This window comes from uncultured Methylophaga sp. (genome assembly GCF_947259025.1).
Taxonomy (GTDB): Bacteria; Pseudomonadota; Gammaproteobacteria; order Nitrosococcales; family Methylophagaceae; genus Methylophaga.
In genome coordinates this window covers 404,934-417,945 of record NZ_CAMYKO010000005.1, presented here as the reverse complement: position 1 = coordinate 417,945, position 13,012 = coordinate 404,934, and the positions used below count along the sequence as shown (strand labels likewise).

Sequence of the window (13,012 nt, the reverse complement as noted above, 5' to 3'; positions counted from 1 at the left end):
ACCACACCTGCAAATGTTGTCTTAGCTATCTAAAGATCCCAGTTCATGCATATGCAGGTGAGAATGTGGGTCATCGAAACATGGTGCTTAATTGCTCAGAACCAGATTCTGACACCAGCCACAAAGCTTGTTGTATGGCTATCACCGCCCTCCGCTTCAATGAACTCTCTAGTATCCCCAAACCAGTGTGAGCGGGAGATACCGATATAGGGTGCCAACTCTCTACTCAGGTGATAACGCAAACGCAAACCGGCTGTGATGCCATTCAAGCCCTCTCCCTGTTCAAACTCTTCGGCCTCGGAAAAGGTATAACTGGTTTCTGCGCGGGCCTGCAGTATCAGTTTTTGTGTCAGACGCCAGTCATATTCAGCTTCAATGTCGAGCCAGCTATCACCGTCATCACTGATTCGGAGGTTGCTATCGATTTCAAACCAGTAGGGTGCCAGCCCCTGAAAACCGATAAGCGCGTAGTAACGCTCTTTTTTGTCGGCAGCACCAAAGTTCGTTTGTGTACCCAACCCGGCCTGCAGATCCCAGAATGGACTGATACGGCGACTGTATTGCAGATCCAGATTTTCTATCTCACCACGGTGGTCTTGATCATAACTGCCTTCGGTTTCCAGCCAGAGCCGGTTAAGATCCTTGCCATACCAGGCTTGGGCATCCCACAGCCACTGCTCGCTGCCCTCGATGTTTTGCATTTCCAGCCGGTCAAACATCAGTTGTCCATAAAGCTCATCATCATGAACGGGCTTGGGCCAGCTGGGATCAGCCTGCAGACCGCTGCCATCAGCCTGGCTGGTGATACTGAAGCCTAGCATGATGAGCAGGCTTAAATGGCGAATATTTTTACTGATTGACATTGAACACTCCTAGGCCACTGACACAACGCGGAACATGCCCGCTTTCATGTGATACATCAGATGACAGTGGAAAGCCCAGTCACCGAAAGCATCCGCCGTAATCAGGGCGGATACCCGCTCACCGGGTTTAACAATAATCGTGTGTTTTCTGGGCCTGAGATCGCCGTGACCATTTTCCAGCTCCATCCACATGCCGTGGAGATGAATCGGGTGATCCATCATGGTGTCATTGACCAGAATGAGTCTCAGACGCTCATCTTTATAAAAGCGGATGGGACCGTCGACCTCAGAGAACTTCTCTCCATCGAATGACCACATGTAGCGTTCCATATTGCCGGTGAGGTGTAGCTCAATCTCCCTCGCAGGAGCGCGTTTGTCCGGCCAGCCAGCGTGGCTTTTCAGTTGTGAATAGGTCAATACACGATGGCTGACATGCTCAAAGCCTACCCCCGGTTCATCAAGTCTGAAACTGGGTTTATCGACCACCATGGCAGCCCCCGGACCATGATTGTCCGGGCCGTGTGACAGTGTGCCGCCTTTTTCTGTCATAGCTTCGTTGTGGTGATGACCCTTATGCATCATGTCGTTATGCGAACCGTCTGACGACATCATGTCATGCATGGCATGACCGGCGCCCATAGCCTCCATTCCACGTTCAACGCGGGGGTACATTGGAGGTACCGGCGCCGTCAGGCCAAAGCGGCTCGCCAGCGTGGCGCTGACAAAACCACTACGATCCTGAGACTGGGCGAAAACCGTATAGGCCTGGGCTGTCGGTTCCACGATGACATCGTAAGTCTCTGCCACGCCGATTCTAAATTCATCGGTTTTGACCGGCTGGACAGGCTGACCATCCGCAGCAACGACGGTCATGGCCAGTCCGGGTATTTTTACATCAAAGAAAGTCATTGCCGAGGCGTTGATAAAGCGCAGACGGACTTTGTCTCCCGGCTTGTACAGTCCGGTCCAGTTAGCCGAGCTTGCTTTACCGTTAATCAGGTATGTGTATTCGCTGCCGGTGACGTCAAGAATATCGCGCGGACTCATGCGCATTTGTCCCCACATCGCTGATTTCTGCCAGGCGGCCTGCCAGCCGAGGGTTTCGACATCGTTAAAAAAATCCACGACTGTTCTCTGGTCGTAGTTATAGTAGCCTTCGGCGACTTTCAGATTACGCATGACCTGTGCCGGATCGTCGAACGTCCAGTCAGATAAAAGGATGACATGATCCTGATCGGCGCTGATGCGATCGCCTGCTTCGGGTTCTATCACCAGCGGCCCGTAATGCCCCAGCTGTTCCTGCATCCCGGAATGACTGTGATACCAGTAGGTGCCGTTTTGCACTACAGGGAAACGATATTCAAAAGTTTGTCCCGGTTTGATGCCGGCGAAGGATATGCCCGGTACACCATCCATCTGGTAAGGCAGCAAAAGGCCGTGCCAGTGTATGGAGGTATCTACATCCAGACTGTTATGCACGCGCAGCACGGCTTCCCTGCCCTCCTTGAGCTTGAGTAATGGTGCCGGTAAAGTGCCGTTAATGGTTATGGCCTGTGAGGTCAGTTGCTGGTCGATTTCGAGACGGCTAGTGGCAATGGTAAAGTCGAAAATATCGCTGTTACCTACTGCTTGACCCGGTACAAGCCGGGGCCTCGCCTCTTTTGCCAAGGCTGGCATCAGTGGATAAACCGTACTCAACAGGCCAGCGGAGGCCAATGCCTGCAGCAAATGACGTCGCTGTTGCTTATGTTGTTGTGTCATAACTATCGTGTTGCTTTCAATGATGCTTTTAAATTAGCAAAGCCACACTTTCAGCAAGCTGACAAAAAAATGACAAAATTGTCATCTTGGCTTCATCAGCCTGACAGTTATGACTTGTCAGACTGAATTTATTTGGAATGCTTAATGCGCCTGTTAATTATTGAAGACGACGAAAAAACCGGACAGTATCTGACCCAGGGGCTGAGCGAAGCATCGTTTGTGGTGAGCTGGGTCCGGTATGGTCAGGATGGCATTCATGAACAGGCTAATACCGCCTTTGATCTGATTATTCTGGATCGTATGCTGCCCGATATGGATGGGCTGCAGGTTTTAACAAAAATACAGTCACAAGCTGCCGTGCCGCCGGTCTTATTATTAACGGCAAAAGACAGCATTGAAGACCGCGTCAAAGGTCTTGAGGCCGGGGCCGATGACTACCTGGTCAAACCCTTTGCCTTTGCAGAGTTGCTTGCCCGCATCAGAACGCTGTTGCGACGCAGCCAGCAGCCAGTGCAGGATACCCGGCTGACGCTGGCTGATCTGGAAATTGATTTGATGGGGCGTCGCGTGCACCGGGGTGGCCAGTTGATCAAGCTTACCGCCAAAGAATTCAGCTTACTGACGTTGCTGCTCAAGCACAAAGGCCAGGTTTTACCGCGATCGATGATTGCTTCCATGGTCTGGGATATCAATTTTGACAGCGATACCAATGTCATTGATGTCGCTATCCGGCGACTACGCGCCAAGGTCGATGAAGGTTTCGAACAAAAATTGATTCACACCGTCCGTGGCATGGGGTATTTGTGCGATGCAAGCTTTGAGGACTAAGTTTAAATCACTGTCCCTGGCAGCCCGGCAGACCTGGCTATTCGCACTGATCATGATCATAGTATTCGGCAGCCTGGGCCTGTTTGTAGAAACGGCAATTCGCCACCACTTCAAAGTCGGTGACAACGCCGAACTGCAGGCGATTATTGATCAGGTCGAAAAAGCTCTAAGCCAGGGCAATGCTAATCTCGGCCAGCGCTTTGAAGATATTCTGATTGGCCATCATCATCCGTTGCTGAAGGTTTCTTTTGCCCAGGGAGAGCTGCTTTACCTCAGTGATCCTTCCGCAAAGACAGTATTGGAGTGGTCACCCGAACGGCAGTCGACCGACGAGTCATTTACTTTGGAGACAGCCGATAAGCAGTACTACCGGCTGCGTTATCACTTGTTTGAAACCACAGCAGGTCAACGCTTTCATATTACGGTGGCGATAGCTATCGACTACCACCTAAGCTTTCTAAGCCAGTTCAATCACAGCCTGAGACTGATCCTGCTGGCCGCTATTGTGATGTCGACGATATTGGGCTGGGTCGCGATTCGCTACTCGCTGCGCCCCCTGGCGGAGATAGTGGCACGCGTTCGTAAGCTATCTGTCTCACAGCTGAATAATCCGCTAGACACCCGTGCAGTGCCAAAGGAACTGGCGCAGCTATGCGACTCACTCAATACCATGATGCAGCGACTGGATCTGGCCTTCGGGCGCCTGGCGGACTACTCTTCGGATATCGCTCATGAGTTGCGCACTCCGGTAAGCTCGTTGATGACCCAGACACAAGTCGCACTGTCGGCGTCCAGAGAGCCCGAAGAATATCGTGAAGTGCTGTATTCCTGCATGGACGAGTTGCAACGCATGAGTCAAATGATTGCGGACATGCTGTTTTTGGCACAAACCGACAATAGCCAGCAATTACCGGATCTTGAACCCATTCAACTGGCCAATGAAATCAAGGATCTGATGGAGTTTTATCAAATCCTGGCCGAGGAAAAACAGATTGGCTTGTTCTGTCACGGTGAGGCCACCTTGTTAGCCAACCGACTGATGTTGCGTCGGGCGATCGCTAATCTGATGACCAATGCCATCAAACATAGCGCCGTCGGCAGCCGCATAGATGTCGAGATTGAAACGCGGCAAAAAAAAATCTGTATTCATGTCACCAACCCGGGTGAACTCCTGCCCGGCACAGATGAATTGAAGCTATTTGATCGCTTTTACCGTTCCAGGGAGACCGAGAATAAAGGGACGGGCTTGGGGTTGGCGATAGTAAAATCTATCGTCCAGGCTCATGGTGGCGAAGTGGCGTTTAATAGTGACGGACAGCAGATACGGTTCAGCCTAATTTTTCCGTCACGGTAAAGGAGCAAAGGCCGTCAGCGTCAGTCATTTTATTTCAGGCCCTGGACAGAAAGCCGGTGAATTTTCCATAGACAGGCTATACCCAAAAGCATGGCGACGCCTGCAAACCATAAGGAACCAATATAGCTTCCGGTCAGGGTGGAGATATAACCAGCGATTAGCGGTGCGACGATTTGCGCGACCCCATAGCCGATAGTGAGTTTTGCCATGGCTTTGGCCGGATTCAGCGGAAACTGATGACCGATGTAGACCAGCATCTGGCTGACCACGCCGGCAAATGTCGCCCCATACAGCACAGCGCCAATCAAGTTCAGTATCAGGCCTGAGCTCAAAGCCGGCACAGTAATGCCAATGAGCATAACGATATAGCTGGCTATCAGGGCACGGGTTTCCCCAAAACGGCTGGCGATTTTATCCCAGGCAATACAGGAGGGTATGGCAGCGAGGCCGAGTAATACCCAGGCCCAGTCACCCTTGCCCTGCAAAAGCGGCATGGTCTCGAGAATCGCGACCACAAAGGTGGCACTGACCACATAGCCAACGCCGGCACAGGAGTATGCCGCGATCATCAGCCAAAGCCATTGCTTACCTGGTTGAGGCTGCTGCGCGGTGTCAGTCGTCTGTATTTTGTTGGGGGCTGGCATCCACAACCAGGCAGGAATAAAAAACAGCAATGCAAACAAAGCCATCAGTTGCCATTGCTGAGCCCAGTTGAAATGAGCATTCATCAACACGATAAGCATGCCGGGAATAGCGATGCCCAGCCCCAAACCGGCAAAATGAATACCCAACTGGGCTTTGAATCCGTGACGTTTAAGCCATGTCATCACAAACCCTGCTGCGAGAATGATACCGGCGGTACTGGATACCCCGGCGATAAAACGAGACAGGCTCCAGAGCAGGATATCCGTTGTGAGTCCCATCATCAGCGTGCTGACAAGTGCGACCAGCAGATTGATTCGATAGAAATAAAACTTGAAATCAAGCCGCTGCATTAGTGAAATCAGCACCACGCCACACAGGTAACCGGCGTAATTTAACGTGGCAAGCCAGCCTCCGGCAAAAGTCGATAACTCGGTTTGCGTCAGCATCAGCGGCAGAAATGGTGTGTAGGCAAAACGGGCGACGCCTACTGTCAGGATCAGCGCACAAATACCTGCAGCAATCACCTTGAACCGCGGGTTTAGCAGGGAAAGAGTTTCAGATGTGGCGCTCACGATAGCGATTGTCTGGCTGAAGTCGAAGCGGCTGATTGTAACAGGCTAGCCTCGCTGGCTGGCGAAAAGAACTTCAGCGGCTGGAGTCCCAGACATCCCTGCTCCGCTTAATATCGAATTCTGACTCATGCAGCAGTCGCAGACTGAGCAGGGCCATCACATCCGCCATGGGAAAGCCTTTGCGCTGACCATCACGGGTTTCGGTGAACAGGGAGTCAATATAGGGTTCAAAAAACTCGCTGCCCCAGAAGGCATCAATCTTTTTACCGATATGGGGGTATTTGCGGGCTATTTCGATATAGGTGTCGTTTTCTTCAAGCTTGGTTCTGTCAGAAAGACTCATGAAAAACCTGTTTTTCTGAAGGGGCCACTATGATGAGAGATCTGCAATCAGATTGTTGTGACACGGATCACGCGCAGCGCTGATCAATCAGCGATAACTCATGCGGCCTATAGCTGGCTGATACCCTTTGCTATCACTTCAACCGCCCGGTCGATCTGGCTTTCATCGCTGAAGCGGCCCAGGCTTAGCCGCATAGAAGCCGTGACAGCTTCATCGCTCAGGCCCAGCGCCTTGAGCACATGGGAAGGCAGCACCATCTCGCTGTTACAGGCTGAACCGGTGGAGGCTGCTAAATCCGGCTGCATAACTTCGATAAGTTGACTGGCATCAATGCCTTCAAACTGGATATTCAGATTGCCCGGATGACAAAACTCAGCACTGCCATTGCGGCTGAATGCGATACCGGCCTGCTCAAGCCCCTCAATCAGCCGTTGTCGTAACATCGTCAGTCGGGCTCTGGACGCTATGGCCTGTTCACGGCTGAGGCGCAGCGCTTCTGCAAACCCCACACACAATGCCGTCGGCACCGTGCCTGAGCGCATGCCTGCCTGCTGGCCGCCGCCCTGAATTAAAGGCGGCAGGCTCGCCTGCAGCAGGTTTTTCATAAACAGCGCCCCCATCCCCTTGGGGCCATACACCTTATGCGCTGACAGACTCAGCATATCCACCTGCCAGTGTCTGGTGTCAATATCGACAGCTTCAGGAGCCTGTGCGGCATCACAATGAAATAGAGCACCCTGTTGATGAGCCATTTCAGCCAATAGCGGAATGTCCTGGATGGTGCCGATTTCATTATTGACGGCCATCACACAGACCAGACACACCTTATCAGACAGCATCGCCTGATAAGCGTCCAGGTCTATCAGGCCCGTGGACAGTACCGGGATTTCCTGCACTACCGCGCCAAATTTATCGGCATAAAAATAAGCAGCATTTTTAATGCATTTATGTTCTATGGCGCTGATCAGCACTGTTTTTCGCTGGCCTTTACTGGCCATTAACACACTGGCAATGGCCTGGTTATTGGCTTCTGTCGCGCCGGAGGTGAAAATCACTTCCTCTGCTTCAGCGCCGATAAAATTTTCAATCTCGGCACGTGCCTGGTCCATCTCCCGGGCCGCTTCCTGCCCCAGCAGGTGCTGAGTGGAATGCGGGTTGGCAAAGCTCAACTCATAGCTGGCGGACATCTTGTCAATGACCCGCGGATCAAGCGGTGTGGTGGCCTGATAATCAAGGTAGATGGATGAACCAAACTGCATGAAATAACGCCTGCTGAATAAATAATCTGTCGATAAGCCCTATATGATAGGGATTATTTGATCAGTGTGACAATGCAGTTAGCCCTAATACGCCTGACGAATGGACATTGTCGGACTGAAAGCAAAACATGAAACTAGGGAATTTATGATTTTCCGGTTTTTTCGCCGCTGCGTTTGAACCAGAGTCCATCCTGTTCAATCACCTCAAAGCGGGCCCAGCTTCGAAAGCTTTCACGGTCGCAGTAGCCGGTTGAATAGGCCCCCTGCCCGGCTACCGTTTTGTATATCACCAAATCTTTGGTCGAGGCCTGTGAGCCTACATCATCGATGACCTGACGAATGCTCCACATTCTGCCGATATTACCATTGCTGTAGAAATGCCCGCGCTGAATGCGGCCCGGATGCTCAATATTGGACTGCGCATGTTGTTTCGCCTTTTCCAGCAGTTCGGTCAGGCCTTCTTCAGTGATATCAACAAAAGAGTCCAGTTCTTCGATGGCGGCGTGGAAATCCTCTGTGGTGAGCACAAAGTCCGAAAGTGGCACAGTGATATCAGGCTCTTTGCTATAACGGGTATTGAAATGCGCCGGATAACGCCGCCATGCAAACAGGAAGTTAAAGCTGACAGCGATCAGCAGGATGGCAATGACGTTGAGCAAAATCGGTGACAGCAGAAAGCCATAGCCCATCTCCAGCACCGTATGGCCGCCCACAACCGCAGTAAGCGCAGAAGCGCCGCCCGGTGGATGAATGCATTTCAGATAATACATTGCCGCGACTGACAGCCCCACGGCGATGCCGGCTGTCCACAAATCTGCCGCTAGAAACTGGACGCAGCTGATGCCGATAAAGGCTGATATCAGATGTCCAGCCAGCACCGGCCAGGGTTGAGAGAGCGCGCCGTGAGGCACAGCAAACAGCAACACGGCCGAGGCCCCCATGGAACTGATGATTAATAGCTGACCATCACTGCTGAGGCCACTTTGTAATGACAGCCAGGCGGTCAAAGTGATAGCCATCGCGGCGCCCAGCGCTGAGATAAGTTTTTCGCTGTGACTGGTCTGGTTTCGCTCTATTCCCAGCCAGTGCGAAACCTCAAAAATGACAGCTTTCAATGACATAATGGTTATACCGCACAAAAATGGTGCAGATTCTAACCGTCACCGGGAGGGATTACCAGAGAATTAGTATTTTAAATGCCGATTTATTGATGAGTGAATGATTAACGATAACGAGAACTGAGGATTATGGGATGTTCTTACCTTCAAGTCGTTTTTCGATAGAGGCCAGCTTTTCATAGGCTTGCTCTTCATTATTAACGTTTTCTACCAGTCCCCGGTGAATTGCTACCGACACGGCTTCTTCATTATTGAAGCGTGCGCCGTCTTTGAAAATCAGATCCACCAGTTCACGCGCTGGCATATCCAGATAAACGGCCAGATTCTGGGTTTCTTTGGAGAAGAACTGCAGTACATCCGGATGCGAGTGTTTAACAGTGAGAATTGCTAGGTTGTCGATTAACACCAGCTCGTAACGGGTTTTTTCGGGAAGGCCGTTATCTTTGACAAAGCGCAGGCTGGTCAGGCCAGTCAATTCATAAAAGGCATTCTGCACTTTGACTGAGGGTGCCTGCCTGTCCGCAACCAGGACTTTCAGCCATTTCAGGCGATGCCTGGCAAGTGTGATAATGCTCTCTTCCAACAAGATTTCGCACCTCCATCAAGCATAATTTCCTACCTTGTTGGAACTGACGCCGTTTGTAAAGTTTGATCATTATTTTTGTCAGTAGCGGACGGCTAGTTCACTATTTTTTCCACTGATGACAGTGGTTTTGTGCTTTTTACGCGCTAAGCTTTTGATCTGTTTTCGTTTCCCACTGCCACAACTTGTTTGGGCTTTACATTGAGCAGGAATCTATGGAGACTCTGCTTGAATGAACTGAATAATTTTCAGTTTTAGAACTTAAATTTTTGCAAAACGCCCTGATAACTATGCTGAAATCGCTTTTATTGAGTATTACCCTATTGTTGCCGCTGCAGTTATCAGCTGACAGCAGCCTGAGTTTTGGCGACGACAGCATTGCCATGCTGCCCGCAGGGGCCGAGGCCAGCTTAATGGTGGCTGATCCAACCTCGGGTAAAACGCTCTATCAGCACGATGCCGACATCCTGAGGCCCCCTGCCAGTGTGCTGAAATTAATCACTGCACTTGCTGCAAGGCTGCAACTGGGCGCTGACTTTCGATTCAATACCGATATTGAAATGAAAGATGGTGACGTCATTTTCCGTTTTGGCGGTGACCCTTCCCTTCGTCGCGATGACATTCGCAAACTGGTCAATAAGCTCAAGGGCGAAACCTCGCTGATTCGTGGCAATATATATCTTAACGGTGCCACTTTCGACCATTTTGAACTGGCCGACGGTCTGCCCTGGGATAACCTCGGCGTCTGTTACAGCGCGCCGTCCAGCAGTATTTCCCTGGATGACAACTGCGCCGTTGCCAAAATGGTGTTCACCGACAACAACAGCCGTAATCTGGGTTTTGAAATTTCCCGTGACGCGCCTATCCAAATTATCGATAAGCTGGAACTGACCGACGGGCTGGAAAAGCGCTACTGCAAATTCCGGCTGCAGGCCGATAACACCAATCAGTACACCCTGGGTGGCTGTCTGGGCCGCCACAAAATCCCCCGTTTTCTCAACTTTGCGATTCAAAACACCGAACTCTATGCTGCTGACGTCATCCGCCGTGAACTTAAACATGCCGGCATCGAACTGCAGGGCAAGATTATCCGCAATGACCGGGCTTCGGGGCAGATCATCGGTCGCCAGCAGTCGGCAGCCTTACCCGAACTGCTCGATGAAATGCTCAAAGATTCGGATAATCTGATTGCTGATAACCTGCTCAAAATGATTGGCTACAGTTATTTTGATGAGGCTGGGGGATTTGATAATGGGGTCGCTGCCGTCAAAGCGGTGCTCAAAGAACAAGCCGGTATCGATCTGGCCAATGCTGCACTGGCTGATGGTTCCGGTCTGTCACGCAATAACCGTGTCAGTGCCCAGCAGGTCATGGCCGTATTGCAGTATATTCACGACCATCCTGAGTTGGGGCTGGTGGAGGCGATGGCCCAGTCCGGAAGAAGCGGCACCCTGCGCTATCGTCACAGCCTCTATATTGATTCACTCAAAGGCCGGGTGCGGGGCAAAACCGGCACCCTCTACGGCACCTATAACATTGCCGGTATTATGTCGACGGCAGCAGGCAAGCCGCTGTTATTTGTACAGATGGTGACCAATTATCATCACCCTGATTATCATCGTCATGAAAAACGTGAAATCCGCGCTTTTGAGCGACAGTTTTATAAAGCAATTCACGCAGCCAAATAACAGATTTTGCTAAGCCACAGATTCGCATTCCGACGTCCGGAGATGTAGAATTCTGCGTTTTCAGGCTGAATGATTCGCTGCCAGGCAAAAAGTTTTTGCGAAACAGCGCTGTCGTGCACAAGCCCCCGTCATTCAAGTTTTTATTGGAATTCAATCATGGCGCAATACGTATACAGTATGAACCGCGTCGGCAAAATCGTGCCGCCGAAACGCGAAATTCTCAAGGATATTTCCCTGTCATTTTTTCCGGGTGCCAAGATTGGCGTGCTGGGCCTCAATGGTGCTGGTAAGTCATCGCTGCTGCGCATCATGGCCGGTGTCGATCAGGATTATGTCGGTGAAGCCAGACCCATGCCCGGTATCAACGTCGGCTACCTGCCGCAGGAACCGGAGCTGGATGACAATAAGACGGTTAAGGAAGTGGTGGAAGAAGCGGTCTCTGACGTCAAAGACGCGCTGGCCAAGCTGGAAGAGATTTACGCCGCCTATGCTGAACCCGATGCCGACTTTGATGAGCTGGCCAAACAGCAGGGTGAGCTGGAAAACCTGATCCAGGCCAAAGATGGTCATAATCTTGATAATGCTTTGGAACGTGCCGCCGATGCTTTAAGACTGCCACCCTGGGATCAGCCGGTATCGGTGCTTTCCGGTGGTGAACGCCGCCGCGTTGCGCTGTGCCGCCTGCTGCTGGATCATCCGGATATGTTGCTGCTGGACGAGCCGACTAACCACCTGGATGCCGAGTCCATCGCCTGGATTGAGCGTTTCCTGCAGGAATATACCGGCACCGTGGTAGCGATTACCCACGATCGCTACTTCCTTGATAATGCTGCTGGCTGGATCCTGGAACTGGACCGTGGCATGGGGATTCCTTATGAAGGTAACTACTCTTCCTGGCTGGAGCAGAAAGACAAACGTCTGGAACAGGAAGCCAAGGAAGAAGCCTCCCACCGCAAGGCCATTCAGGCCGAGCTGGAGTGGGTACGTCAGGGCAGTAAAGGCCGCCAGTCGAAATCCAAGGCGCGTCTGAAGCAGTTCGAAGAAATGAACTCCCGTGAGTTTCAAAAGCGTAACGAAACCCAGGAAATTTACATTCCACCCGGTCCGCGTCTGGGCGACAAGGTCATTGAGCTGAACAATGTCACCAAATCCTATGGTGAAAAGCTGTTGTTCGAAGATCTGACACTGTCGATCCCTGCGGGTGCCATCGTCGGTATCGTCGGCGCCAACGGCGCCGGTAAATCCACCCTGTTCCGTATGATCAGTGGTGAAGAACAACCGGATGCCGGTGAAATTGAAATCGGCAGCACGGTGGAACTGGCATATGTCAACCAGTCACGCGAACTGGATGGCAAAAAAACTGTGTTTGAGGAAATCTCTGACGGCGCCGATATGATCACGGTGGGTAACTACCAGACCCCTGCCCGCGCCTACTGCGGCCGCTTTAACTTCAAGGGCTCGGACCAGCAGAAATATGTCGGTGCTCTGTCCGGTGGTGAGCGCAATCGCCTGCATATGGCCAAGCTGCTCAAATCCGGCGGCAATGTCCTGTTACTCGACGAACCCACCAATGATCTGGATGTGGAAACCCTGCGTGCCCTGGAAGAGGCGCTGCTGGCCTTCCCTGGTTCAGCCGTGGTGATTTCGCATGATCGCTGGTTCCTGGATCGTATCTGTACCCATATCATTGCCTATGAAGGTGACTCCAACGTGGTTTTCTTTGAGGGCAACTACAGCGAATACGCTGAAGACTACCAGAAGCGTTTCGGCAAGGATCACCAGCCTGAGCGGATTAAATACCGCCGCATCAGCTAGGCTCTATCCGCAGAGGCAGACAAAATAAATCCGCAGATTACGCTGATTTTCCTAGATATAAAAACCAGACTGACGACGTTGTGTAGCTGATTAGGAGCTGCCTAACCGGCCAACGCCTGTTATTTGTTGCTGTTGGTTTAATCTGTGCCCATCTACGTAATCTGCGGACGCTTTCCATCTGTG

The 13,012-nt window shown here is 51.6% G+C and carries 11 protein-coding genes; 4 read left to right on the top strand and 7 right to left on the bottom strand.

Annotated features, from left to right (window positions below):
* Nucleotides 1-95: 95 nt before the first annotated feature.
* Together Q0X64_RS07975 and Q0X64_RS07970 are read right to left on the bottom strand one after the other, a co-directional pair.
* Nucleotides 96-863, bottom strand: coding sequence for a copper resistance protein B (locus Q0X64_RS07975; RefSeq protein ID WP_297811043.1), 768 nt, complete (start codon nt 861-863; stop codon nt 96-98).
* Between the two features lie 9 nt (nt 864-872).
* The gene (locus tag Q0X64_RS07970) at nt 873-2,624 is read right to left on the bottom strand and encodes a copper resistance system multicopper oxidase (protein WP_297811040.1); all 1,752 of its coding nucleotides are present in this window, start codon (nt 2,622-2,624) and stop codon (nt 873-875) included.
* A gap of 144 nt (nt 2,625-2,768) precedes the next feature.
* Between Q0X64_RS07970 and Q0X64_RS07965 the strand changes: the two genes are divergently transcribed.
* Nucleotides 2,769-3,452, top strand: a complete 684-nt coding sequence (locus tag Q0X64_RS07965; protein WP_297811037.1) for a heavy metal response regulator transcription factor — start codon at nt 2,769-2,771, stop codon at nt 3,450-3,452.
* The gene (locus tag Q0X64_RS07960) at nt 3,433-4,806 is read left to right on the top strand and encodes a heavy metal sensor histidine kinase (RefSeq protein ID WP_297811034.1); all 1,374 of its coding nucleotides are present in this window, start codon (nt 3,433-3,435) and stop codon (nt 4,804-4,806) included. The genes Q0X64_RS07965 and Q0X64_RS07960 overlap by 20 nt, the downstream gene beginning before the upstream one ends.
* A 29-nt stretch (nt 4,807-4,835) precedes the next feature.
* On the opposite strand, the gene Q0X64_RS07955 is transcribed toward Q0X64_RS07960, so the two are convergent.
* From Q0X64_RS07955 to Q0X64_RS07935, 5 genes are all read right to left on the bottom strand, one after another.
* The gene (locus Q0X64_RS07955) at nt 4,836-6,023 is read right to left on the bottom strand and encodes a YbfB/YjiJ family MFS transporter (protein WP_297811031.1); all 1,188 of its coding nucleotides are present in this window, start codon (nt 6,021-6,023) and stop codon (nt 4,836-4,838) included.
* A gap of 73 nt (nt 6,024-6,096) precedes the next feature.
* Nucleotides 6,097-6,366: a hypothetical protein gene (locus Q0X64_RS07950; protein WP_297811028.1), complete on the bottom strand. Its 270-nt coding sequence runs from the start codon at nt 6,364-6,366 to the stop codon at nt 6,097-6,099.
* Nucleotides 6,367-6,473: 107 nt separating this feature from the next.
* Nucleotides 6,474-7,625, bottom strand: coding sequence for a cysteine desulfurase family protein (locus Q0X64_RS07945; protein WP_297811025.1), 1,152 nt, complete (start codon nt 7,623-7,625; stop codon nt 6,474-6,476).
* A gap of 143 nt (nt 7,626-7,768) precedes the next feature.
* On the bottom strand, nt 7,769-8,746 hold the full coding sequence (locus tag Q0X64_RS07940; RefSeq protein ID WP_297811020.1) for an HPP family protein: 978 nt from the start codon (nt 8,744-8,746) through the stop codon (nt 7,769-7,771).
* 124 nt (nt 8,747-8,870) lie between these two features.
* Nucleotides 8,871-9,329, bottom strand: a complete 459-nt coding sequence (locus tag Q0X64_RS07935; protein ID WP_297811017.1) for a hypothetical protein — start codon at nt 9,327-9,329, stop codon at nt 8,871-8,873.
* Nucleotides 9,330-9,616: 287 nt separating this feature from the next.
* Between Q0X64_RS07935 and dacB the strand changes: the two genes are divergently transcribed.
* Both dacB and ettA read left to right on the top strand, forming a co-directional pair.
* On the top strand, nt 9,617-11,014 hold the full coding sequence (dacB, locus tag Q0X64_RS07930; RefSeq protein ID WP_297811014.1) for a D-alanyl-D-alanine carboxypeptidase/D-alanyl-D-alanine-endopeptidase: 1,398 nt from the start codon (nt 9,617-9,619) through the stop codon (nt 11,012-11,014).
* A gap of 156 nt (nt 11,015-11,170) precedes the next feature.
* Nucleotides 11,171-12,829 (top strand): energy-dependent translational throttle protein EttA, encoded by a 1,659-nt coding sequence (ettA, locus tag Q0X64_RS07925; RefSeq protein WP_297811010.1) that lies wholly within the window; start codon nt 11,171-11,173, stop codon nt 12,827-12,829.
* Nucleotides 12,830-13,012 lie beyond the last annotated feature (183 nt).